21 protein-coding genes are annotated in these 25,997 nt (G+C 34.0%); 18 read left to right on the top strand and 3 right to left on the bottom strand.

The genetic code is table 11. The features are described from left to right. Positions 1-346 precede the first annotated feature (346 nt). The 16 genes from ADHAQ_RS0110815 (at position 347) to ADHAQ_RS0110740 (ending at position 18,310) form a co-directional block, all read left to right on the top strand. Entirely contained in the window at positions 347-2,113 is a 1,767-nt protein-coding gene (locus ADHAQ_RS0110815) for an ABC transporter ATP-binding protein (protein WP_026462948.1), read from the top strand. 173 nt (positions 2,114-2,286) lie between these two features. Beyond that, entirely contained in the window at positions 2,287-2,697 is a 411-nt protein-coding gene (locus tag ADHAQ_RS0110810; protein WP_026462947.1) for a sugar 3,4-ketoisomerase, read from the top strand. Then, on the top strand, positions 2,687-3,112 hold the full coding sequence (locus ADHAQ_RS0110805) for a sugar 3,4-ketoisomerase (protein WP_026462946.1): 426 nt from the start codon (positions 2,687-2,689) through the stop codon (positions 3,110-3,112). Before ADHAQ_RS0110810 ends, ADHAQ_RS0110805 begins: the two co-directional genes overlap by 11 nt. Continuing rightward, complete coding sequence (locus ADHAQ_RS28860) at positions 3,109-3,591, top strand: acyltransferase (protein WP_026462945.1); 483 nt, start codon at positions 3,109-3,111, stop codon at positions 3,589-3,591. The genes ADHAQ_RS0110805 and ADHAQ_RS28860 overlap by 4 nt, the downstream gene beginning before the upstream one ends. A gap of 65 nt (positions 3,592-3,656) precedes the next feature. Beyond that, a complete protein-coding gene (locus ADHAQ_RS0110795; protein ID WP_034256744.1) occupies positions 3,657-4,763 on the top strand; it encodes a DegT/DnrJ/EryC1/StrS family aminotransferase in 1,107 nt (368 codons plus the stop codon). After that, entirely contained in the window at positions 4,756-5,697 is a 942-nt protein-coding gene (locus tag ADHAQ_RS0110790) for a glycosyltransferase family 2 protein (RefSeq protein ID WP_026462943.1), read from the top strand. Before ADHAQ_RS0110795 ends, ADHAQ_RS0110790 begins: the two co-directional genes overlap by 8 nt. Before the next feature lie 384 nt (positions 5,698-6,081). Continuing rightward, the gene (locus ADHAQ_RS25295) at positions 6,082-7,155 is read left to right on the top strand and encodes a glycosyltransferase family 2 protein (RefSeq protein WP_051359849.1); all 1,074 of its coding nucleotides are present in this window, start codon (positions 6,082-6,084) and stop codon (positions 7,153-7,155) included. A gap of 24 nt (positions 7,156-7,179) precedes the next feature. Further along, positions 7,180-8,094 (top strand): hypothetical protein, encoded by a 915-nt coding sequence (locus ADHAQ_RS0110780; protein ID WP_026462942.1) that lies wholly within the window; start codon positions 7,180-7,182, stop codon positions 8,092-8,094. A gap of 25 nt (positions 8,095-8,119) precedes the next feature. Next, positions 8,120-9,055: a glycosyltransferase family 2 protein gene (locus ADHAQ_RS0110775; protein ID WP_026462941.1), complete on the top strand. Its 936-nt coding sequence runs from the start codon at positions 8,120-8,122 to the stop codon at positions 9,053-9,055. Beyond that, entirely contained in the window at positions 9,048-10,199 is a 1,152-nt protein-coding gene (locus ADHAQ_RS25290; protein WP_051359848.1) for a glycosyltransferase family 4 protein, read from the top strand. The genes ADHAQ_RS0110775 and ADHAQ_RS25290 overlap by 8 nt, the downstream gene beginning before the upstream one ends. Further along, on the top strand, positions 10,192-11,256 hold the full coding sequence (locus ADHAQ_RS0110765; RefSeq protein WP_026462940.1) for a glycosyltransferase: 1,065 nt from the start codon (positions 10,192-10,194) through the stop codon (positions 11,254-11,256). The genes ADHAQ_RS25290 and ADHAQ_RS0110765 overlap by 8 nt, the downstream gene beginning before the upstream one ends. 296 nt (positions 11,257-11,552) lie before the next feature. Next, positions 11,553-12,980 carry a lipopolysaccharide biosynthesis protein gene (locus tag ADHAQ_RS0110760; protein ID WP_026462939.1) on the top strand — a complete coding sequence of 476 codons (1,428 nt, stop codon included), beginning with the start codon at positions 11,553-11,555 and terminating at the stop codon, positions 12,978-12,980. Between the two features lie 672 nt (positions 12,981-13,652). Continuing rightward, the gene (gene asnB / locus ADHAQ_RS0110755) at positions 13,653-15,500 is read left to right on the top strand and encodes an asparagine synthase (glutamine-hydrolyzing) (protein ID WP_026462938.1); all 1,848 of its coding nucleotides are present in this window, start codon (positions 13,653-13,655) and stop codon (positions 15,498-15,500) included. A gap of 157 nt (positions 15,501-15,657) precedes the next feature. Beyond that, positions 15,658-16,842 carry a glycosyltransferase gene (locus tag ADHAQ_RS0110750; protein ID WP_051359847.1) on the top strand — a complete coding sequence of 395 codons (1,185 nt, stop codon included), beginning with the start codon at positions 15,658-15,660 and terminating at the stop codon, positions 16,840-16,842. Beyond that, positions 16,839-17,537, top strand: coding sequence for an HAD-IB family phosphatase (locus tag ADHAQ_RS0110745; protein ID WP_026462936.1), 699 nt, complete (start codon positions 16,839-16,841; stop codon positions 17,535-17,537). Before ADHAQ_RS0110750 ends, ADHAQ_RS0110745 begins: the two co-directional genes overlap by 4 nt. Beyond that, positions 17,537-18,310: a hypothetical protein gene (locus ADHAQ_RS0110740; protein WP_026462935.1), complete on the top strand. Its 774-nt coding sequence runs from the start codon at positions 17,537-17,539 to the stop codon at positions 18,308-18,310. The genes ADHAQ_RS0110745 and ADHAQ_RS0110740 overlap by 1 nt, the downstream gene beginning before the upstream one ends. Positions 18,311-18,326: 16 nt before the next feature. On the opposite strand, the gene ADHAQ_RS0110735 is transcribed toward ADHAQ_RS0110740, so the two are convergent. Beyond that, positions 18,327-19,679: a hypothetical protein gene (locus ADHAQ_RS0110735; RefSeq protein ID WP_026462934.1), complete on the bottom strand. Its 1,353-nt coding sequence runs from the start codon at positions 19,677-19,679 to the stop codon at positions 18,327-18,329. A gap of 93 nt (positions 19,680-19,772) precedes the next feature. Then, complete coding sequence (locus tag ADHAQ_RS0110730; RefSeq protein WP_026462933.1) at positions 19,773-21,026, bottom strand: tetratricopeptide repeat protein; 1,254 nt, start codon at positions 21,024-21,026, stop codon at positions 19,773-19,775. A gap of 295 nt (positions 21,027-21,321) precedes the next feature. Here ADHAQ_RS0110730 and ADHAQ_RS0110725 point away from each other — a divergent pair, with 295 nt between their 5' ends. Together ADHAQ_RS0110725 and ADHAQ_RS25285 are read left to right on the top strand one after the other, a co-directional pair. Further along, positions 21,322-22,236, top strand: coding sequence for a M20/M25/M40 family metallo-hydrolase (locus ADHAQ_RS0110725; protein WP_026462932.1), 915 nt, complete (start codon positions 21,322-21,324; stop codon positions 22,234-22,236). A 366-nt stretch (positions 22,237-22,602) separates the two neighbouring features. Beyond that, on the top strand, positions 22,603-24,780 hold the full coding sequence (locus ADHAQ_RS25285) for a sodium-translocating pyrophosphatase (protein ID WP_071781108.1): 2,178 nt from the start codon (positions 22,603-22,605) through the stop codon (positions 24,778-24,780). Between the two features lie 112 nt (positions 24,781-24,892). Here the strand turns inward: ADHAQ_RS25285 and ADHAQ_RS0110715 are convergent, their stop codons facing one another. Continuing rightward, on the bottom strand, positions 24,893-25,939 hold the full coding sequence (locus ADHAQ_RS0110715) for an acyltransferase family protein (protein ID WP_071781107.1): 1,047 nt from the start codon (positions 25,937-25,939) through the stop codon (positions 24,893-24,895). Positions 25,940-25,997 lie beyond the last annotated feature (58 nt).

Genomic DNA, 25,997 nt, shown 5'->3' with positions numbered 1-25,997 from the left:
AATAAAATTAATGGTCATAAAAATGAAGAATTTCGTATTAGGAAATTTTAACAACAACTAAAAGGATTTGAGGTTTATCTCATACCCTTAAGGCATTTATATATATTAGTCGTTATTAACAATTTCTATCCATTTCTGATATAGATTAAGGAAGCTTTAACCACATATTGTGGAATAAAATGGAAATTGTAATTTCTATAAACAGTCTATTGCTGAAATATGAAAACTTATTCTCTAGTTTTGACTTTTGCCATGAATAAGATCAAATAACAAATAGAATGATATCCATTTAGTTAATTAAAAACTATCCGGAGCAGCATAAGACTTTAAAAATTTTACCTTTTTTATGAATACAGGAATTTTAGTAGAATCTCTTAAAAGTATTAGCTTTTATTTAAACAGTGCACAAAAGAAAGAAGGAATTTTAATGTTTTTTCTTTTGCTTATTTCTTCACTTTTGGATGTATTTGGTTTAGCATCCTTGATACCTGTAATTATGGCTGCCTCTGAGCCAGGCTATGTGTTCCGAAATGAGATACTAAATCAAGCTTTTATAGTTTTAAATTTTAATAGTGAGAAATCATTTTTGATTTTTTTAATTATTTCTATTTTTCTATTCTTTTTATTAAAAAACCTTTTCACTACTTGGATTAATTATAAACAAGTTAGGTTTACTGCTGATGTTATAGTAAATATTGTTCAGGATCAATATAATAAATATGTAAGCTTGCCTTTTTGGGAGTTTAGTAATGTTGGATCCTCTAATATTTTAAATGCAATTTTAAATATTCCAAATGCTTTTACCGCCGGAATCATGCGGCCTTTGTTTATATTTTTTTCTGAAGTTATCATAGTTGTAGTAATTGTTATAGGAATATTTTTATTTAAACCAATCTTAATTTTTATTCTAGGATTGGTTTTAGCCCCTTCTACTTACCTTACTTATCGAGCAATTAAAAATAAATCCCATCAAATTGGAAATCGTATTAATGAATTAAAACCAATAGCATATAGTATAGGTACTGATTCCTTTTTAGGATTTGTTGAAATAAAATTGGCTGGTAAGCAAAACGATTTTAAAAGAAAAATAATTGAAAATCAACGGGAGTTACAAGATTTAGAGGCAAGGTCTTACTTATATTCTCTATTGCCTCTTAAAATAATAGAATTAGTGGCAATTCTTGGGGTTGTAACTATATTTTTGTACTCCTTACTGTTTAGTGATGATCCTAAAGAATTAATTACTATTGTTGGGTTATTTGCTGCTGCAGCTTATCGGTTAATGCCTTCCGTAAATCGTTTATTAGTTGCTTTAGTTGATATAAAAAAAAACCAATACACAATCGATACCTTAAAGTTATATTCTCAATTTAGAAGAAATGCTGATATTACGCCTCAAAAAGGTCTTTCATTTTCAAGAGAAATAAAATTAGATAATGTGTCTTTTACATTCCCTAAAGCAAAGAGACCTACTTTAAATAAAATTAATATTTCCATTGCAAAAGGAGAAAGAATAGGCTTTGTAGGAACCTCCGGATCTGGTAAAACAAGCTTAATGAATCTTTTATTACGTTTTTATACAGAACAACAAGGTGCGGTCTTTGTTGATGGTGTTCGATTAGATGATACTAACTTAGAGGCTTGGCATAAAATCATAGGCTACGTGAAGCAGGATACTTTTTTGATGGAGGCATCAATAAAAGATAATATAACCTTAGGTGATTTAAATGTTGATTACAGTAGGCTTGATTATGCAGTTGAGCAGGCTTCGCTAAAACAATTTGTGGAGGACCTTCCGCATGGAGTAGATACCTTTATTGGAGAAAGAGGGTCAAAGTTATCAGGAGGGCAAAGGCAGCGAATTGGAATAGCCCGTGCCTTATATAAAAAGACCGAATTAATTATTCTTGATGAAGCAACCAGTGCTTTGGATAATGAAACGGAAAAAGAAGTAAATGAAGCAATTAATAAGCTTTCTGAAACAGATATAACTATTTTAATTATAGCTCATAGAATTACTACATTAAGAGAATGTAATAAAATCTATGAATTAAAAAATGGTGAAATTATATCTGAAAAGTCTTATGAAGAATTAGTAAAAGAAGTGATTTAGAAGTTTTAGGTCCAAGGTGAATCTATTTGATTTTTTAATCTTTATGAATGTTTCTTAATACAAAATAACTCTTTATCATTATTAAAATTAAACGATTATGAACAGCTTTAGCTTCATACTTAATAATAAAATATTCTAAGTTATAAAATTATTTATTTTTAAATATTTCATTCATGGGATTAGAAAACGTTAGAATCATTGAACTTCCTAAGTTTTTAGATGATAGGGGTAATCTATCATTTTTTCAAAATTGTGATCAGATCCCTTTCAATATAAAACGTGTTTATTGGATTTATGATGTGCCCGGAGGGGAACAAAGGGGAGGGCATGCTTATAAGGATTTACAAGAAGTAATTATTGCCTTGTCTGGTAGTTTTGATGTTGTTTTACAGGATGGGAATGAAAAAAAAGTCTTCTCATTAAACCGTTCTTACTATGGCTTGTATGTTCCCCAAAGGGTTTGGCGTCATATGGAAAATTTTTCAACTAATTCCTTAGCCTTTATTGCAACAGATTCTTTATTTGATGCTGATCAATATATTCGTGAATTTGATTTATTTAAAAAGCTAGCTAATGAACAGTAAACAGTTTTCTATTTTTGATTGTCAGGTTATTCACTTTTCAAAAATTCATAACAGGGCTGGTAATATCACACCACTTCAAAATAATATTGATATACCGTTTGAAATAAAACGAATTTATTACTTATACGATATACCCGGAGGCGAATCAAGAGGAGCACATGGACACAAAAATTTAGAACAACTCATTATAGCTGCTAGTGGAAGTTTTGACGTGACTTTAGATGATGGTAAAAATAAAAAAACAGTTCAGCTTAATCGACCATATTTAGGACTCCATGTTTTACCTGGTATGTGGCGTGATATTTCTAATTTTTCTTCTGGAGCTATTTGTTTAGTATTGGCCTCTGAATTATATGATATTAACGACTATATAAAAGAATATGACGAATTTAAGTCTTATAAAGAAATGTTATGAAGATTCATCCACGAGCTGAGGTACAAACAGACCAAATTGGTGAAGGAAGTATTGTTTGGCAATTTGCAGTAATATTACAAGGTGCAGTAATAGGTAAAAATTGTAATATAAACTGCCATACTTTTCTGGAGAATGAGGTGGTTCTTGGAGATAATGTTACTATAAAGTCTGGTGTTTATTTATGGAATGGTATAGAGGTAGAAAATAATGTTTTTATTGGACCTAATGCAACCTTTACTAATGATAAATATCCTAGATCAAAAAAATATCCTAGTTCCTTTCAAAAAACTATTCTTAAAGAAGGGTGTTCATTAGGAGCGAATGCTACAATATTAGGGGGAGTTACTATTGGAGAATTCGCAATTATTGGTGCTGGTAGTGTAGTAACAAAAGATGTTCCGCCTTATGCATTAGTCAGAGGTAATCCAGCAAAAGTAGTGGGATGGGTAGATACAGAAGGTAATAAAATAAATACTTAAGGAAAAATACATTTTAATCTTATAGATTCCTAAAATTAACTTCATCAGAAGATATTTCATAAATTATGCATATTCCCTTTTTATCATTTAAAGAAGTCAACCAGAAAATTAAACCTCAAATAATCGCTGCTTTCGAAAATTTTTTTGATGAAGGTTGGTATGTTTTAGGAGAAAGATTAATAAAATTTGAAAAAGATTATGCTGAATTTAATCATACCAGTCATTGTGTTGGAGTTAGCAATGGATTAGATGCTTTACATTTAGCTTTAAAAGTTTTAAGTATAGGCCCAGGGGATGAGGTAATAGTACCATCTAATACATTTATAGCAACAGCTTTGGCAGTTTCTTATGTCGGAGCTACTCCAGTTTTTGTAGAACCGAAAAAAGGAACTTACAATATTGATCCAAATTTGTTAGAAGCTTCTATTACTTCCAAAACTAAAGCAATCATGCCAGTCCATCTTTATGGTCAGGCCTGTGAAATGCAGGAAATTATGACCATTGCGAATAAAAGAAATATTTGGGTGGTGGAAGATAATGCTCAAGCCCAAGGTGCGACTTATACAGGTAAGCTCACAGGAAGTTTTGGTACTATAAATGGTACAAGCTTTTACCCTGGTAAAAATTTGGGAGCATTTGGCGATGCTGGTGCAATTACAACCAACGATGCTTATTTGGCTAATAAAGTAAAGATACTGCGAAATTATGGTTCTGAAAAAAAGTATCAGAACGATGAAATAGGTTACAATATGCGCTTAGATGAATGTCAAGCTGCTTTTTTAAGTATAAAACTTCAATACCTTCATGAATGGACAACCGAACGGCAGAAGATTGCAGGCTGGTATAATTTAATGTTACGTGATGTTGGCGATCTAATTTTACCTGAAGTTGCAGTTGGAGCCACTCATGTTTACCATCTTTACATTATTCGTACTAAAAGACGTGATGCTTTACAACAATACTTGAGAGAGTATAACATTGGTTCTTTGATTCATTATCCTATACCACCACATTTACAAAATGCTTATGTACATTTAGGACACAAATTGGGTTCATTCCCGGTGGCAGAAGAAATTGCCAACACTTGTTTAAGCTTGCCCTTGTGGCCTGGTATGTCTTTTGCTGAAACTGAGCAGGTTGCTAATGTAATAAAAAATTATTTTCATGGATAATCTGCCACTTGTTACTATTGGGGCTATTAATTACAATAATGCTAAATACCTTATTGAAACCCTCGAAAGTATAAAAGCCCAAACCTACTCTAACTTAGAATTAGTTATTGTGGATGATTGCTCTACAGATAATAGTGTGGAATTAATTAATGAATGGCTACAGGATTATGATAAACCACATAAACTCGTTATTCACGAGAAAAACTATGGAGTATGTAAAACTTGTAACAGCACTTTAAAAAATGCACATGGCAAGTATTATAATCTAATAGCAACCGATGATATTATGTTACCTGATAAAATAAAGTTTCAGGTTGAGATTTTAGAAAAGTCAGTGGCAGATGTATGTGCTGTTTATTCGGATGCTTATCTTATAAAAGAGGATAGTAGCCCCAGATACGGTCTTTATATCCAGATGTATAGGCATCTTCAAGAGTTGCCTAATGGCGATATCTATCAAATTTTATTAGAAGGTAATTTCCTGCCAGCAATGGCTCCATTAATAAAAATGGAACATCTTAATAAAGTTGGTCTATTTGATGAAAGTTTAGCTTTTGAAGATTATGATATGTGGCTAAGATTAGCCAAAGATTATAAATTTGTATATTCGGATTATATTTCGGTAAAATATAGAATGCGCCGGGATAGTCTGGTGGTAACAATAAAAAATTGGAACCCAACCTCAATTAAAATTTATCTGAAGCATATAGCTCATAGCCAAATTGCATTAATACAAATACTCAAAATTGCCCGAGACAGTTATCGTTGGAATGACAAGGAATCACTGCAGTTATTAGAAGCAGCGAATATAGAATCTAAGTTTTTAAGATGTTTATTAATGATGGATAAATTGCCGATAAACAGGTGGATAGGACTTAAAATTTTAGAAAGGCTTTTCAATCAAACACCAAAATTCAAAAATTTTATTAAGTAATGTTATAACGTCATGATTTATATAACAATTAGGAGGACTTTTTATAGGGATACTAAAGTGGTATATGTTAAAAAATAAGAATACTAATGTTGCTTTTTATGAAGTGAATAACTAATTAATAGTATTTAAAACACATAGTGTAAAAAAATGTTTTGCCTTTTTTGTGAGTGCCAAAATATAGAGTTCGTAAGAAAGGATAATTTTAAAAATCTTTGTTCTCTCAGTTTTATGAAGTGTATTAGTAATGTAATTGATTTGATAAAATCTATTGTGAATGGAGCTCATTCAAATTATAAAAATACAATGTAGTATAAAATCCAGAATTGTTTCAAGTTTCACAACAAAGTTAATCTAAATATAATCAATAAAATGAGGTGCCCGCATTTGAGTGAATTACCCCTCCCACCTATAGGTAAAAGAGGTTGGCCCTGGACTGAAGAAACACCGCCTTTTGCTGTGGAATATCAAAATATAAGAAGCTGGCCAAAAATTTCAATTATTACTCCTTCTTATAATCAGGGGCATTTTATTGAGGAAACTATTCGTTCCATTTTATTACAGGGGTATCCTAACCTAGAATATATAATAATGGATGGAGGAAGTAAAGATGATACCACAGAAGTTATAAAAAAGTATGACCGCTGGATTACATATTGGGAAAGTGAGAAAGACAATGGGCAAAGCCATGCTATAAACAAAGGTTTAAGAAAATGCTCAGGGGAGGTAGTGAATTGGTTAAATAGTGATGATTTTTATAATCCAAATGCATTATTAACAATAGGAAAAGAATTTGCACAAAATACCTCCCTAAAATGTGTTATTGGTGAAATACAATTTTTTGGAGGAGATAAAAATTATGTTTCTCAAATGCCAAAGTTTGTGTCGCAGGAGAAAACGGCTGGCTATAGCTATATATCCCAACCTGCTATGTTTTTCAGCACACAAGTCCATGCTCAAATAGGTCTCTTAAATGAGAAACTCAGCTACTGTATGGATGTGGAGTGGTGGTTGAAATTTTTGTTAACTTTTGGGATTAAAGATATAAAGCAAATTTCGGAAGTATTGGTAATGTTCCGCCTACACAATTCATCTAAAACGGTTGCTGCTTCTGAATCTTTTACTCCAGAAGCTGTTTCTATTTATTATTCTTTAGCCAAGCAGTATGGGCTGCATAATAAAATGAACGTATTGGAGCAATTAGGTAAAATCAATAAGGATTTTGAGTTTAACTTGCCCCCGGCTGTAAATGGGGAAACTATAGAAAAAGTTTTGGATTATTATTTATTGATGAGAGGGGAGCAGTATTATGCTATGTTAGAGAAGAAAAAGGCTAAAATGGCTTTTAAAGCTGTTAATCCAGATTCTATTTTGCCAGAAGATAGGAAGCTTCTAAAAAAGCTACAACTACGCAATAGCATTATTCCTGCATACTTATTAAAGTTATTAAGGCAACGCTAAATTTATCTTTTACTCAGGTATACAATGCAAAAAGAAATTAATAATAAAACAATTGTAATGTACCAGGCCTTTAAAATCCCAGAGGCCTTTAACCAGGTTGTTTTTTCTATATTAACTCTTCTGTATCATTTAGAAGGAGATTTTTCTAAAATTCATCCTGTAATTTATACTGATAATGTTTCTAAGCTAGAAAAGTATTTCCCAAGTAATTTAGTGACCATTATTCAGGTGCAGCCACAAACTTTAGTAGAATTCGCGGGTCCGCATAAATATTTTCACCGAATTCGTCATTTTTTAATCCAGGATTGTTTTAAACAATTTAAATCTAATATACTATATGTTGATGGCGATACTTTTTTTCTAAAATCGCCAGAAAGTTTAGTGCTGCAAATAAGTGAGAATACTAGTATAATGCACACATGTGAATTTACACTGGAGGAGGGAGGAGATTTTGAAGGAGTAAACTGGTTAAAAATTAGAAAACTTGTAAGAGAAAATACTTTTAAAATAAGCAATAAGGAATTAAAGATTCCTTATTCCACTGTTATGTGGAATGCAGGGGTATTAGGGATAGATTATAAAAACCGAGATAGTATTTCTGATACAATTAACCTTATTGATGCTTTTCTGCGTGTCTCAAACATTTTTAATATAGAACAACTGGCAATTGGGTATAACCTTCAACAAATAACTGAAATTAAGCCTGCAGAAGATTTTATTTTTCATTATTGGCCGGAAGATTTAAAGATTGCGTATAACCACCTTATAAAGGATTTTCTCGAAAAGAATGAACTTTTAAATTTAACGCAATTAGCCGCACGGGCTTTTGAGGTATCTCAGATTAAAGCAGAATTACCCCGGATACAACCAAACCTTTTAGATAAAATAAAACTAAGGTTATCTCTAATTAAAACAGTGGCTCTGAAGGGGTCCTTATAAACCACTTGCGTTTATAAAATTGTTTATGCCTATATTATCTATCATAATACCTACTTATAACCGGGAAAAAATTTTACACAAGACTCTTTTAGCAGCCAATAAGGCTATTGAGGATTTAGATGCTGAAATAATTGTTGTTAATGATTCTAAAATAAATACACCGGTTTTTTCAGAAAAGTTTGTAAAAACTATATTGGTTAATAACCCATTACAAGGGCCTGCTTCAGCCCGTAACTTTGGAGAAAAACTGGCCTCTGCTCCCAATTTACTTTTCATGGATGATGATTTTATTATAAATGCATCATGTTTAAAGGAGGTATTAAAATCATTGGGAACGTTTCCAAATGATTGTTTTAATTTTCCAAACCAGTATCCACCTGAGCTATATAACAAGATAAAGAAAACACAATTTGGTAGGTATTTAATTGCTAAAGGCGTTACAGCAACTAAAGATACATGGAGTGCTCATTGGAAAGAAACAGAATTGTTTGAGAACCCTGGAGGATTAGGGAGTGGGTTTTTGGCAATCAAAAAACAGTTATTTAAGCAAACAGGAGGGTATGATCAGAGTTGTATCTTTGCTGGCGAAGATGAAGATTTATTAAATAAATTAAAACAATTTAATGCAAGAGTCTTCATCAATCCTTTCTGTACCGTCTATCATAACGAAGAGGATAAAACAGAAATTAAAAGTTGGTTATATAGGCAATATATTGGCAAAAAAACTTCTCTTCAATGGCAAGTTAGTATTGGTAATAATATTGATTGGCCATATTCTCCTTTCAAAAGTTTTATACTGCCTCTACTAGAAGAATTAGAAAACCTTTTACTAGGTATATTAAAAATGATCCCAAATACAAAGTATTTTGATTTACTTTATTTTAGAATTGTTGATACTTTATATATAATCAATTTATATCGGGGATTTCGGGATATTTTAAAACCTCATTTACATGAATAATATTACAACATCTCGGGTAGCCGTAATTACAAGTTGTTTAAAAGGTAGAACCATTGCCTTTGAATGGATTGCTACAGGGCTTCGGGAGCTGGGTTTTCAAGTATTAGTCCTTAATATTGATAATGGACAACCTTCTGCGTTTGAAGATTACATGAGTAAATTAGAAGGAGTGCAGTATAAAAAAGTACAGTATGAAGGTCGAAGTAAGGCAGAAACTCTAAAAGTTATTCTTAAAGTTTACCGGGAACTTAGAAAGTTTAAAGCTGATGTGATAAACACCCATTACGTTGATGCAAACCTGGTAGGCTTATTAGCAGGTAAAATGGCTGGGGTTCGTAAACGGATATATACTCGACATACTACTACACAGCATTACCGGTTCGAATCTCATAAGGTTAATGTAAATAAACTTTTCAATAAAATATCTACTCATATAATAGCTATTTCTGATGTTGTAGAGTCTGTGCTGCAATATATAGAACATGTTCCTGCTACCAAAATAATCAAGATTCATCACGGTTTTGATTTTACTAAATTTCAGAATATTAGTCTTTCCCGAATTGAAAGTATAAGGAGAAAGTATGGGATTCCTGATGGTGTTCCTGTAATTGGAGCCATCTCTCGTTTTGACGAATGGAAAGGAGTCGAATATATTGTAGAAGGATTTAAAAACTTACTCCGGGATTTCCCAAATGCTTTTTTAGTTTTAGCAAATGCTGGAGGTGTTCGGTATAATGTTATCAAAGATTTGTTGTCAGAATTGCCGGATAAATCTTACTGTGAAATAAAATATGAAAATGATGTTTTTGCCTTGTTAAAAACGTTTACTGTTTTTGTTCATGTGCCTATTGACCATGAAATAGAAGCTTATGGTCAGGTTTACATAGAAGCTATGGCTGCTTCTGTACCTATGGTTTGTACGTTATCAGGAGTTGCAAATGAATATATAAAAGATGGGGAAAATGCTATTGTTGTTAACTACAAGGATGCAGGGGGTATTTATCAGGGAGTTAAAAAGTTAATACAATATCCAGAGCTTATTCCGCTATTAACCACTAATGCACAAAGAGATATTCAAGCAAGATTTTCTAAAGATATAATGATTAATAAGTTGAGCAAGGCTTTCAGTAAAAAAGATGATTAAATACCGCCTATTACATATAATAGATTCAGTTGAAAGAGGAGGTGCCGAAACGCTATTGGTAAATACTATAGAGACTATTAAAAAAAAATATCCTAATTGCGAGCAATATTTGGTAACCTTATATAGAGGAGGAACTTTACTACCCAAAGTAGCGCCTTTTGTAAAATACTATAACTTAGGATTAAATAAGTATAATATTATAACAGTTTATTTTAAACTCAGAAGGTTGCTTAAGAACCTTCAGGTAGATGTTGTGCATAGTCATTTATTACATTCTACGTTAATTAGTAGAATTGCTCTACCCAAAAAAACAAGGTTAGTTTCAACATACCACAGTGTATTTTATGATCCGAGTTTAGTTGATTATGCCAAAAAGGAATTAATATTTGATAAACTTACTTATAAACCTAAGTACTTTTCAATTTTTGTTTCAGATGCAGTACAAAATAACATTAGAAAAGCAGTAGGAATAAATAATAATTATAAAACATTAGTGAATTTTGCTTCTCCTGCTTTTTGTCCTAAGTACAAATTTAAACAGGAAAGTTGTCTTAAAGTAATAATGGTTGGAAACTTAAATCCTGTAAAAAATCATAAAATTGCAATTCAGGCCTTACATAGTTTAGTTGATAAACCAATCTCCATAGATATTTATGGGGAGGGCATTTTACGGATAGAACTTGAAAACTTAATAAATCAAACAGGATCTAAAGTAGTGTTAAAAGGGGGGCAAGCTATGTCATCTGAATTATTAGCTCAATATGATTTGTTTTTGATGACCTCCCACCACGAAGGTATGCCCATTTCTTTATTAGAAGCTATGCAAACAGGATTGCCTGCTTTATTAAATGATCTACCAATGCTCCGGGAAACTGCAGGTGATAGTGCCTTATATTATAAATATGATGATTTAGATGACCTTATAAATAATCTGGTTAACATTCAGGAAGGAAAATTAATTTTAAATCGTCTTTCCGAAAATGCATTAACAAGAGCTAAAACTTATTCCGCAGAATCTTATTTAAATCAGCTTTTTAAGATTTATTATAAATCTTAAACCTCCCTGGGTTAAGTTACTTTAGAAGTATGAGTAGACAATATTTTTTTTCTGTGGAACATTTAGGGCTTTATAAAATATATTATTTTATAAAGCTCTAAAATAAATAAAATGCAGTTAATGGGAAGGGTGCATGAAATGTGAAGTGTATAATATAATTTTTATATACATTTCAAGAAATTTTTTCCTGCATGTTTCTGCTAGTAGTTAAATTAATACTTTGCTGTTATTAGCTAAGTAGTGTACCTAAAGATAGTTTATTATTTTTAGTGTAATTGGTTTAATATGGGAATTTAATGTTCGACATAAAAACTTTAAAGGCAACGGGGGTTTATACTATTTTAGGTTTTATTCCCTTAATTTCCTCATTTATATTATTACCAATATATACTCGCTTCTTAAGCCCGGCTGATTATGGGATAGTATCTTTGGCTACCATGGTGGAAAGCTTTCTATACATTTTTATTTTATTTGGTCTGAACCATTCTTTTATGATCTACTATTATGACTATATTAAAGTAGATGGAGGGGCAAATAAATTACTAAGTGTTACCTTATCATCCATCGTTTTGGTTTCCCTTATATGCTTTATCTTTTTATTTTTTGCAGCTGAACCCATTTTTGGTTGGTTGTTTAATAACAGGCTCCACTTTAACCAATATGGTTGGTATATTTTTAGTAATGTGATATTCCTTTCCCTTAATCAGGTATTATTTCAGTACTATAGAATTAGAGGAGAGCTGAAAAACGTAATGTTTATTGTACTGGTACCTTTTATTTTTAATATAATTGGGGGACTTGTCGGAATTGTGTATTTAGAACTTGGGGCTCTGGGAAGTGTAGCGGGTAAAGCCTTGGGGACGATTATAGGATCTCTAGCAATTCAGATGGTCATATTTTGGAAGGTGGGTTTTTCTTTTGACAAGACCATAATAAAGCAGATTTTTTCTTATGGCTTTCCATTTTTTTTAGTTTTGTTGATTACTCAGCTAAGTGATTCAGTTGATAAAATCATATTAAATCAATTATTTGATTTAAAAACCTTAGGTATTTACACCTTTGCCTCGGTCGTTATTAGTCCCATTGGTATACTTTTACAATCTTACTGGAATTCTGTTACTCCTGTAATGTATGAATCGCTTTCAAAAGGAGAAAGTAAAGATGCTTTGAAACCCTATTTTAAAATGTTAATAGTAATAAATATTTTAGCTTTGTGGGGTTTGATAATGGTAATTGAACCAACAATAAAATTTGTAACCAAGGGTGATTTTTCGCTTGCAGCTTATTATGTTCCGGGGTTATGCATTGGAACTTTAGGAAGAGCCTATTATAATATTTATACTTTTTCAATTTCATTTGAAAAGAAAACCAAGTTTCTTCCAATAGCTAATATTGCTGCTTTAGCGGCAAGTATTTGTTTTAGTTATATATTAGTACCCTACTTTAATATTTGGGGTATTATTATTGCTTTTGTCTTATCTAAATTAATTCAAAATTCAATTGTTTTTATTATAGATAAGAAATTAAAATATAACTCTTTCCCAATATTTAGTGGATCCTGGATGATTATAATTAGTATAGGATTGATAATATTAAATTATGTATTTCTTTACAAAATTATACATCCTTCTGAACGCTTTATATTAAATTTTTTAGAAGCAATTCTTATATTTAGCTTAGTTATATATATAAATCGTAAATCATTAAAACTAGTACGAAATTAAAAAATTTTAAGATTTTCCAGTTAATCAAGCTTTTTGATGAAAATATTCTTTCAATCAACAATTAAATCGATTAATTGAATTATCGTTTTTCAAGTTTAAACTTGAAGCTTATATAAATAACAAAGCAACTAAAATTTATGAAATCAGTATTATACTTCTGGTTAAATCTAAATGGATTGGTCTGTTTTGGTGATTATGGCTTGAGTTACATTAGTAAGAACGTTTTTATTATCACAGTATTCAGATAATTATAATCCTATCCCCTTAAATACTTATCAGACAATATGATGATATTGTCTATGCCGTTTTCTCGATGTGTAATGTATCTGTATGAAGTGATAGTTGTAAAGAATTTCCCACTGTTTAAAGAATAAACAATAAGGATAACGTTGGTATCTTTCTAATTTGGTCTATATTTTGGCTGTTATCTTTAGTAAGCTAGGCTTCCTAAAATTAAGATTACTGCATCCTTTTGGCTTGCTAGATTATGAATGTCATTAACAGCAGTTCATGTTTGTTTAAATTACTTTTGTGGTGGTATTAAAAATAATATATTATTGTGAAGAATAGTTTCTTTAGGAATATCTATAAAAACTTTTCAAGTGTATGTTTAAATGGTAAGTGCTGTCTAATTGCTTACCATACAAGAAGAATTATTTATTAAACTAATATATGTGTGGTTTTTCAGGTTTTGTTTCATATGATAAAAGACTAACGGAAAAAGATCTTCAATCCATGACGGATTGTATTGCTCACCGCGGCCCTGATTCCGCAGGATATTTTTTTGATGGTATCTGTGGCTTGGGTCATAGAAGGCTAAGTATCCTAGATCTTTCTGAAGCCGCAAATCAGCCCTTCTACTCCGCCAATGGTAGGTACGTAATGGTTTATAATGGGGAGGTGTATAATTTCCAAGAGGTAGCAAAGAAGTTAGAGGTACCTATGAAAACAACTTCCGATACGGAGGTTATATTAGAAGCTTTTGTCGAATGGGGTCCTGACTTTGTGCATGAGTTAAATGGTATGTTTGCCATTGCCATTTATGACTTAAGAGAACATGAGCTACACATTTACCGTGACCGGATGGGAATCAAACCCATTTACTTCTATCAAAAAGGGAATGATTTTGCCTTTGCTTCTGAACTGAAGTCTTTGACTAAGATGGCTTTCTTACAGGGGAAACTTACACTTAACAAGCAAGCTATTAGTCAATTTTTATACGTAGGCTATATTCCCCGTCCTAACAGTATTTATAACGAAATCCAAAAGATGGATTCCGGTTCATATGCTCTTGTTACGAAAAATAATTTTAGTTTAAAACCCTATTGGCAGTTAGAAGACCAGGTGAAGCCTGAGGTGATAACTGATTTTGCAGAAGCTAAGAAGGAGTTGAAAGCTCTGGTTCTTAGCTCTGTGAAATACAGGATGATAAGTGATGTTCCTTTTGGAACGTTCCTGAGCGGAGGCATAGATTCAAGTTTAGTAACCGCAGCCGCGCAAGCAAACTCACCAAAGCCGGTAAAGACTTTTTCTATTGCTTTTGAAGAAGCAAAATTCAATGAGGCAAAATTTGCCCGCGAAGTTGCACAACATTTGGGCACCCAGCACCATGAGTTAACAGCCACTCATAAGGAAGCAATGGAACTGGCGGGGCAAATCCCTGCTATTTATGATGAACCTTATGCAGATTCTTCTGCAATCCCAACCTTGTTGGTGTCCCAAATGGCGCGTCGTGAGGTAACGATGACACTCTCAGGTGATGGTGGAGACGAGTGTTTTTTGGGATACGGAATGTACAATTGGGCAGAACGAATGCAACACCCATTGGTGAAAGCATTCCGGAAGCCAATTGGAAGTATCTTGTCCAGAATGGGGAATCGCTCACAAAGAGCTGCCTATTTATTTCAATACCCAAGTGCCAGCAAATTGAAAAGCCACATCTTCTCTCAGGAACAATATATGTTCTCTGAGTCTGAGATTGCTGCTTTACTCACTCCTGAATTTTTTGAAGAGCCCACTATTCAAGAGGATTGGGAAATAGCTTCCCGAAATCTTACCCCAGTTGAAAAGCAAGCTTTTTTTGACATGAAGCAGTATCTACAGGAAGATTTGCTGGTAAAAGTAGATAGGGCTAGTATGAAGCACTCTTTGGAAACACGTGTGCCTTTACTAGATTATCGTATTGTTTCCTTTGCCTTGAACGTAGCACCTGAGCTAAAGAGGCACAATGGTGTTAGTAAACATCTTTTAAAAGAAGTTCTTTATGATTTTGTGCCACGTGAATTATTTGACAGACCAAAATGGGGTTTTGCTATTCCATTAGGAAATTGGCTGAAAACAGATTTGCGTTATCTTATTGAAGATTATCTTAACGAAAAGGTAATTGGCCATCATGGAGTGGTGCAGTATAGCCTGGTTCATAAACTGAAAAAAGAATTTTTTGATGGTAAAGATTACCTATACAATCGGTTGTGGCTATTGATTATGTTACACAAGTGGCTAGAGGACTTTAGAAAGTGATAGGTTAGTAAATATTAGCTACAAAAGAGATAAAGTATTTTCTCTAAAAGTAGGAAACATAAAAAGTTAGTTGTTTTAAGCAGGAATTGTATTCTGCAATAAATTATTGAAAGTGGACTACGAAAATAAGAATATCCTATACTTGTCCTATGATGGTATGACTGATCCTCTGGGTCAGTCACAGGTATTGCCATACATTGTTGGCTTAAGTGGGAAAGGCTATAAATTCACCCTTATTTCTTGTGAAAAAAAGGAACGGTTTGAAAAAAACAGGGCCATCATAGAAGCTATTTGCAAAGAACATAATATTGATTGGCAACCCATTCCATTTAGTACCAAGCCCCCAATTCTTGCCAAATACTATGATATTTATATGATGGAGCAAAAGGCGGTGGAACTTCACAGGAAGAAGAACTTTGCCATGACTCATTGCCGTAGTTACATTAGTGCCGCCATTGGAGAGAAGTTGAAGAAGCGTTTTGGAGTTAAGTACTTTTTTGACATGCGTGGCTTCTGGGTTGATGAAAGGGTAGATGGAGGCATGTGGGACCGCAAGAATCCATTTTTTAACTTTGCTTATAAGTACTATAAGAAGAAGGAGGGAGGCTATATAGCCAATGCTGACATGATTGTGAGCCTTACAGAAGCGGGGAAACATGAAATTCAGCAATGGGAATCTTATCAGCAGGCACCTATTGGAGTGATTCCGTGCAGTGCTGACTTTCAATTGTTTTCTTTGGTAGATGCCGAACGGAAAGCAGCTGCCCGAAAATTGTTCGGGTTTTCAAAAGATACTTTGGTTATAAGCTATTTAGGTTCTATTGGAACCTGGTATATGCTTGATGAAATGCTACAAGCATATGCTTTGATCAAAAAGAAATACCCTAACGTCAAATTCTTGTTTATCACCCCTGAACCTCCTGAAATGGTGTATGAACAAGCCCGGAAGTATGGGTTAGGTGAAGACGAATTTGTTATAAAATTTGCTAAGCGCAATGAAGTACCGGTATTTGCGGCAGCTTCTGATATCAACTTGTTTTTTATTAAGCAGAGTTATTCTAAAATAGCCAGTTCACCTACTAAACTTGGTGAAATATTAGCTTTAGGAATACCTGTTATCTGTAACTCTAAAGTAGGTGATGTAAAAGAGATTGTTGAATTCACAGATTCTGGAATTGCTATAGATGAGTTTGATGAAGAAAGTTATCAAAGGATAGTGGATTATATTCCGGAGCTGCTCAAGAAGGATCCAGCTACTATCCGTCAAAATGCAACTGAGTATTACCAACTAGACAATGCTATTGAGAAGTACTACCAGCTCTACAAAAAAGTACTAAAATGAGAGAGGCATCTTATTTAAAGAGTATTCCGGAGCCTGAGCTGTATGTGTTTGATATCTGTGATACTCTTTTTTACTCCAATACTACTTTTGATTATATCAAATTTGTACTAAAGGAAAAAGGATGGGTAGGTAAGGAGCGTTTATTCCATCTCTATACCCAAAAAAAGTCACCATTTTTTGTGGCGCTCTACTTCTTGCAGAAAATGACCAAGGTAGATTGGCCTAAAAAGTTATGTTTAGGGCTGCTGAAAGGATTATCTAAAAGTGAGTTACATCTTTTTGGACAATCTTTTGAAAAACAGTTTCTGGCTACTAAAATGATAGAAGAGACGCACCAGATGCTTGATCGTTTAAAAGGAGCCGGTAAAACGATAGTATTGCTTTCTGCTAGCATTGATCCGGTTGTAGCAGCAATTGCTTCCAAGCTTCAGGTTGATTGTCGCTGTTCAGAATTGGAGTATGATGCACATAATAGGTTTACTGGTAATCTAAGGCGTGAGATGACAGGACAAAAGTTGGTGGAGCTACGGCAAATGCTGTCTCATCATGATGCTCCATTTGCCGTTGCCACAGACAATTTTTCAGATCGAAGTTTAGTAGAAGCAGCTTGCCAACGGTATGTGGTAGTATATAATGACAGAGCACTAAAATTCTGGCAGGGAGTGGATGCAGAGTTTATAAAATTATCATCTTAATGAATATTCTGAAGTTTTTATTTCCATTCACTTACTTCTTTCGCAGCCGTTTACAGGCCGTTACAGATATTGTATTCCATTTATACTATGAGTGGTTGTTAGCCTTTGTATTGCTGTTCTATTTCTCTGGAAATGAATTCTGGTTAAGTGTTCATAATTTCCTTCTTGCTTATCTTGCCTTTATCTCCATTTATGAAATTGGATATTTAGGCAATGATGTCTATAGCGTCAGAAACGAAACGGACCCAAGACTAAGGATTAAGAATTTCAACCCAACTAATTTTCAATTAATGGTTTGGGTTCTGTTCCGGGTGGCGGTATTTTTTGTAATAACTGACTATTTAAAGGTATGGGGAAATTATGAGTGGTGGATTTTCTATGCTGTAATTGTGGTATTCTTTTATCTGCATAATGTTATCAAACAGAAAGAGTTAAAAACTTTTACTTTCATAAACCTAGCTTTTACCCGGTTCCTTGCTCCAGTATTCATTTTCCTCTCAAATGAACACTTGTTGCTTATTGTACCCTCTGTTCTTCTCTGTTATGTGTTTTATCGGACCCTCACATACATGGACAGCAAGGGGCTGTTGAATTTACCTACCCGCAAGGAGGCTTCCTTCAAAGTTAATTATTATCTTTTACTGGGGGGAGTAAGTGCTCTGTTATCAGTTTTAGTTGATTCATTTATTCCTGTGTTCATCAACGTGTATTACTTGATCTTCTGGATAGCCTTTTTTATCAAAGAAAAAGGAGTTGAAAGAAGAGTTTCCTGATCAAGTGCCGGGAGGCTTAAGTATGAGAATATTTCCTTCTTAGAACTTTGACGGGTGGCTTTGCCTTCTTATAGCTCGTCTGCATGATATAGAGCGCCGACAGGTAGAAAGGCATAAATGGAATTTTATACCGTACTAAAGTTCCGAAATTTCCGCTATTAGTGCCTACCGCGAACGCTAAAATGATTGTAAAGAGAATAGAGAAGTTTACAATTGGTAAGGCTATGATCCTCTTGATTGTTTGGAAGAACCCTGCCTTCATGAACAGCTTCAAGGTGAGAAAAATGAAGATGAAAGACTCTATAGCAGATAATAGCATAACCGGATTTCGTACTTCCCATAAATATGGTCTAAATATGGCCACATTTATAGCTTGAGGAGCAACTTTAAGCATGCTGCTGATTGAGCCATCAAACTCTCCAATATTATAAGCCGAATTATTCTTTTCATAACCGCTTAAGTACTCACTATTGATCTTTGTTCTTTCACCAATTTTATCAACATCATATCTTTCATCACCTTCGGTCAGGTTTAAGGCTCCTATAGTTGCAACAGCACCACCAACTGTCAGGAAGATTGGCTTTGCAACAGCTCTTAAAAAGGAATTTTTAATTTTTGCACTATTCTCATTAAATACCCAAAATAACGCAGGCGGAAGAAATGATAAAATAACATATACTTTTACAGAGTATATGATATAAAAAGATATTGCAATAATAATTAAAGAAGAGATTATATTCTTCTTTTGGATTAGCCCTTGATAAAAGCCAAAGAAAAGCCATCCCAGCGCTCCAATTGTAATGGAATCTTTCATTAAGCCGGAGCCCCAAAAAAAAACAGAAGGTAAGAAAAAGTTAGCATATGCTAAGTTCTTGTGGATTGTTGGGTAAAGTTTATAAAAAGTCATAAACATTGCCCAAATACCAGAGAAGCTTAGTAGAGCAAAGAAAAGAGCGATAACAGTATAAGTATTGAATGAGATTAAGCTAAAAAAAGAACCAATTTTAATAACAAAGAATTCTGTTGAGGAGCGATACCATTCCATTTTTGAAGCGTACTTAGCAGTTACGCTATCAAATTCTCCGGATGAAAGCAATAGTTTTACTCCGATAACAGGTGAATCCAAGAACGCAGAAAAAACAACCTTAATATGATTGAAATAATTAAAGGTGTCTCCTGTAGGAGTACCTTTACCATAATAAAATTGGTAGATTACACCTAAGGCAATGGCCCCTATAAATTTAACTGTTAAAGCAGGTATAAAATACTTTTTCGTTACCTTATCGGTACACTTTGGTCTAAGCCAATATGCTACTCCATAAAGAATTATTAAGTAAATAGGTGTTAAAAATAGGTCTTTGAGTTCCATTTTAAATGGTTAACTTCATTACTACTTGTGAGTTCCGGTTTTTAAATAATTAGTAGAATGAAAAATAAAATATTCATTAATTGCTGGAAGTAGCTATCCCTTACGATACTTTTTTAAATAATCTTTCGCTTCCTTTTCTACTGCTTTATCATTAACTAAATCTTTTACAATAGAATAATAAGTTTTTGCTTGTTTTATATTTTTTTCCTGGTGACTTATACGCGCTAAGTTTAAATAAGAATGTACTGCATAACCCGACTTCTTTTCATTAGTTTGATTGGCAAATGCTACACATTGACCATAGTAATTTTTGGCTTTTGTCAGGTCTTTTTTACTTTGATAAATATAGCCCAGAAAATAGGCCGCATACCTTCCACTAATTGGCTCATACCCTGGAAGCTTTTGATTTAATTTATTCAAAATGTTCAGAGATATTTGTTCTGTTTCAGTTAAGTTTCCTACCGTAAAAGCTAAGCGTGCATAGGAGCGTTGGAAATAGGGATTATCAGGATAGTTGGTGGCTAAGTAACGAGACAGGTTATAAGCCTCAAACGCGTTATTCTCATCATTTGCTAAAATTCGCATCAGAAAGAATTTAGCCTCAGTGCCGGTATAGAACCCGTAATTGGCAGCCCGCTTTAATTGTTGCAGTCCTAACTTTTTGTTCCCATTTGGGAAAAACCAAATAACTGGTCGTAAGAGCGGGTAGTGTTCCGCTATCCAAATGGCATAATAATTATATAACCCTTCCCCAAATAAAAATTCCGGGCTTAGACCATTTGCTTCTTTAGCTAATTGTAGATTTTCTAAGGAACGTCTACTATAAACCGTAGCTTTCCGCCAGTTACTCCTCTCTGAATGTAAACGCGCCGCAAAGCCATTAGCAGCAGCTAGGAAAAAAGCAGCTTCATAATTCTTTTTATTTTTATCGAGTAACTGCTCTCCGTAGGTTATGGTGGTATCCATATAGGCTAGAAAGGAATTATCGTATTGCTTAGTGGTAATGTTAGAGGGCATAATTTTCCACCACTGGCTTAACCCCATTAAAAAATAAGGCATGGGGTGCTTCGGATACCGCCGACGCAGAGACCGAAATTGTTTTTCAGCCCGATCAAATTTAAAGTTATATAAATTTGCTACGGCCCCGGTTAGCTCATTTTTAATGCTTTCGTCCATTAATAACCATCCATCCGTACTGATTGCCTGAGGAACTATTTCAAGTGAGTCTGGCAACATATAGTTTGTCAGAGAATCCTGAAAAGCCTGCTGCCGGGGATCCGTAACCTGAGCTTTAGCATAGGTAAACAGTAGTATATTTATAAAAAGGATTAGAAAATATTTTTTCATAATGCTAATTAGCCAATTCAAAGGTTGTGTTTTTTCTAATCAACTAAAACAATTTAAAATGAATTATTTAAGTTAGTGCTAAATTAAAACCTCATTAAGACCCAAATATAATATATTATGGAGCGTCTAAAGAACATGAGAGATTAGTTTTTAAGTTCAAAAGACTGATTGAATGAGGAACTAGGAAAACAGTGCTATGGTGCATGTTTGCCCTTATCGGCTTTACTTGTCACTAATCAATTATAATTACTCTTTAAAGAACTTAATCTAAAATATTAAAAGCTTATATATACAAATGGAATTACTAAAGCAACTGTGTGAGATTCATGCTCCTTCTGGTAATGAAATAAAAATGCAGCATTTTTTATTACAATACATTGAAGGGAATAAGAATAGTTGGAAAACTCAACCAGAAATTATAGTTGGTAGGGAATTTCAGGATTGTATCCTGTTGGTATTTGGAAAGCCCAGAACGGCTATTTTTGCTCACATGGATTCTATTGGTTTTATGGTAAGATATGGAAAGCAGCTGATTAGAATTGGTGGGCCGAGGACAGAATCTGGTTATATTTTAGTCGGTCATGATTCCAAAGGCACTATAGAATGTACCTTAGAAATTGATGAAGAAAATGATGAGCTACTCTATGATTTTGAGCGCGAAATTGAACGAGGTACGGAATTGGTATTCAAGTGTAATTTTCGTGAAACAGATGATTACGTTCAGTCCTGTTATTTAGATAATCGGTTAGGTGTTTGGAATGCCCTTCAAGTAGCTGAGTCCTTAGAAAATGGAATAATTGCTTTTAGTTGCTGGGAAGAGCATGGCGGTGGTTCTGTGGCTTATCTAGCAAAATATATTTACGAGAAATTTGGAGTCAATCAGGCTTTAATTTCTGATATCACCTGGGTTACGGAGGGTGTTCATCCGGGATTAGGGCCAGCCGTTTCCTTGCGAGATAGCCTTATTCCCCGTCGCAGCTTTGTGAAAAAGATAATTCAGATTGCAGAGAATGCGAATATTCCTTTTCAAATAGAAATAGAAAGTGCCGGTGGCAGCGATGCAAAGGAGCTGCAACATAGTAGCATTCCGTGGGATTGGTGTTTTATAGGAGCTCCCGAAGATAATGTGCATTCGCCGGATGAAATCGTGCACAAAAATGATATAGTAAATATGGTAGCGTTATATAAGCTATTAATGGAGGAATTATAGGAAACGAAATTATTTGTCTTAATTCTAAGGCTGATTTTAGCATTTAAACATGTTTTCGTAAAATAATTATAAATATTACGATTTAGCCTTAATTTAAGGGCCGTTAAATTTAATTTTAATGGCGTTATATAAATTAAATTTTATTTAGATAAATATCTCATTTACTAATAAAAAAGCAATAGATTTTTATAAAGGTTGTTAAAAAGATATTTAACCTAAATTATATATTGATTTTTACTAATATAGATTTATTGTATTGGCGTAAACTGTTTATTTTTCAAGGGTTTAGAGTTGATTTTATTATAATATTATTTGTATGTTACACAAATTAATATAGGTATATCAGTCAACTTTAAACAGGATTAAATGGAAAACATTATTTACGCAATTCCCGCCTTTGGAGTCCTTGCTTTGTTGTACACGGCCATTAAATCTGCCTGGGTAAGCAGGCAGGATGCTGGTAATGAAAAGATGTCGATGATTGCCAGGTACATTGCCGAAGGGGCTATGGCATTTTTAAAAGCAGAGTATAAAGTTCTTACTTATTTTGTCATTATCGCTGGTTTGTTCTTGGCTTACCTGGGTTATACCGGCGAAAATTCTCATCCTTTAATTGTAGCTTCTTTTGTTATTGGTGCCTTCTTCTCGGCTATGGCTGGTTTTATTGGTATGCGCATTGCCACCAAAGCGAATGTGCGTACCGCGCAGGCTGCCCGTACCAGTTTATCTAAAGCCCTGGATGTATCCTTTACCGGAGGCTCCGTAATGGGAATGGGCGTAGCCGGTTTAGCTGTTTTAGGATTGGGCGGGTTATTCATTGTATTTAAAGCCATTTTTGTAGGAGATACCTATAATGCGGAAGAAATGGAAGTTGCGCTGGAGGTACTAACAGGATTTTCTTTGGGAGCCGAAAGTATTGCTTTATTTGCCCGGGTAGGAGGCGGTATTTATACCAAGGCTGCTGACGTAGGGGCTGATTTAGTAGGTAAGGTAGAAGCCGGAATCCCGGAAGATGATCCTCGTAATCCGGCCACTATTGCTGATAACGTAGGGGATAATGTGGGTGATGTGGCCGGTATGGGTGCCGATTTGTTTGGATCTTATGTGGCTACAATTCTGGCAACTATGGTATTAGGTCGCGAAATTACCTCTGATGATAATTTTGGCGGAATAGCTCCCATATTACTACCAATGGTTATTGCCGGACTGGGTATTATATTTTCTATGATAGGTACTCTTTTTGTGAAAGTGAAGGAAGGTGGAAATGTACAGGCAGCATTAAACTTAGGAAACTGGGCTTCGGTTGCTTTAACCGCTATTGCCTCCTATTTCTTAATAAACTGGATGCTTCCCGAAACGTTGACGCTACGTAATTTTGATTTTACCAAAATGGGAGTGTTTTATGCCGTAATAGTGGGCTTAATAGTGGGTACGCTAATGAGTATTATTACTGAATACTATACGGCTATGGGCAAAAGACCTGTTTTAAGCATTGTGCGTCAGAGCAGTACCGGTCATGCTACCACTGTTATTGGAGGCTTAGCCGTAGGCATGGAATCTACAGTTCTTCCAATTATTGTTCTGGCGGCAGGTATTGTATTTTCTTATGAGTTTGCAGGCTTATATGGCGTAGCTATTGCAGCGGCCGGTATGATGGCCACTACGGCCATGCAATTAGCTATAGATGCGTTTGGCCCTATTGCCGATAATGCTGGTGGGATTGCCGAGATGAGTGAGTTGCCAAAAGAGGTGCGCGAAAGAACCGATATTTTAGATGCCGTCGGTAATACTACTGCGGCTACTGGAAAAGGGTTTGCTATTGCTTCGGCGGCCTTAACTTCACTGGCTTTATTTGCGGCCTTTATGGGGACCGCTAACATTACCCGAATCGATATTAGTAATGCTAGGGTTTTAGCTGGTTTATTCATAGGAGGCATGATTCCTTTTATCTTTTCGGCTTTAGCTATTTCAGCAGTTGGCCGGGCAGCCATGGCAATGGTAGAAGAGGTTCGGCGGCAGTTCCGGGAAATTCCAGGTATTATGGAAGGTACTGGAAAGCCTGAATATGATAAGTGTGTAGCTATCTCCACAAAGGCCGCTATTCGGGAGATGATGTTGCCAGGTGCTATTGCTTTGATTGTTCCGGTAATTATCGGCTTTGTATTTGGTCCGGAAGTGTTAGGTGGCCTATTGGCAGGAGTTACCGTTTCAGGTGTATTAATGGCTATGTTTCAATCAAATGCCGGTGGAGCCTGGGATAATGCTAAAAAGTCTTTTGAAAAAGGGGTGGAAATTAATGGGAAAATGGAATACAAAGGTTCTGACGCTCACAAAGCCTCTGTAACCGGTGATACTGTTGGTGACCCTTTTAAAGATACTTCTGGCCCATCCATGAATATATTAATTAAATTAATGTCAATTGTTTCGTTAGTTATTGCGCCGCATATAGCTGTGCAAACGCCAACTGGTATGGCAAATAAAAATAAAGAAACTGTTATAGCTAAATCAATGGAGATGCCTACAATAAAAAATACTTTAAAATAATAATCCTAACGTATTTAACAGTTTATATCATTATACCTAATATTTAGTTATAAATAGCCTTCCAAGTTTTACCTAACAGTGTTATTCTTTTAGGTAAAGCTTGGCAGCTTACTTAAGCTGTTTCAAACCTTCTGCTTTTAAACACTCGATTTTTTAGCACAACCATAGCCGGCCGTTCAATCGTTCGGTTTATAAGTTCAGCTAATAATAATACCACTATGAAAGATGCCATTGCCGATGGCCAGAAACTTGTATATTTTTGAAATAAAGGTATAAGGACAGTTATAGATAAATACTGGTGTATAAGGTAAAGACTATAAGACAGCCTGCCTAAATTAATAGTTAATGGATTAACGATAAATGTTAATCTGTCTAATATTAATAATAAAAAAACAAGGTAAATACCGATTAAAGTAAAAATGTATTCGTGAAGCTTTAGGTAATTAGCATTTCTATAGGAGAAATGAAATAAAGAAATTTGCACTACTAAAGTAAGAACTATAATTAAAACCCGACTAAATGTTATTTTATCGAATTTCATTTTATAAAAAATTATACCGGCAAAAAATAAGGGGAAGTAGCTTAAAAGTGGAAGCCTATCAAAAATATCTTTAATTAAATTATTATTAAAAAGCGGAGGGATTGCGCAAAAGAATAAAATGACTAATCCTATTGAATTAAAATGTTTTATCCCATTTATTGCCATAAGTAAAACAATAAATAAATAAAATATTAATTCAACAGTTAATGTCCAGAAGGGGCCATCTATATAAGCAATTTCAAAGAAATGGTTCAACATGCTCATATTAAACAGGTACTTATTTGAAAGAAAATTAACACGTTCAACGTGATGCATGTCGAAATAGAAGGTTCTATTTTTTATTATAATCAATAGGGTAGTAAAAGTAACAGCAACCCAATAAGCAGGAAATAGCCTGATAAACCGTCCCCGGATAAAATGCAGGTAATCTTTATTATTCTGGATAGACATAAATATGACGAACCCACTTATGATGAAGAATAAGTCCACTCCCATACATCCAATATTAAAACCAAGCAAAGCTTGGTTTCTATTCATCGTAAAATGAAAGAAAACTACAGCCACCGCAGCAATTCCTCGTAAAGCATCTAATTCTTGTAATCGTCTATTTGTGTTCATGAAAAAGAAAATTATTAAAGAACATAAAAAAACAGACCTTCAAGTACAGGAGGTCCGT

It is taken from the genome of Adhaeribacter aquaticus DSM 16391, from assembly GCF_000473365.1.
Lineage (GTDB): Bacteria > Bacteroidota > Bacteroidia > Cytophagales > Hymenobacteraceae > Adhaeribacter > Adhaeribacter aquaticus.
This window is presented reverse-complemented; position numbering and strand designations above follow the sequence as displayed.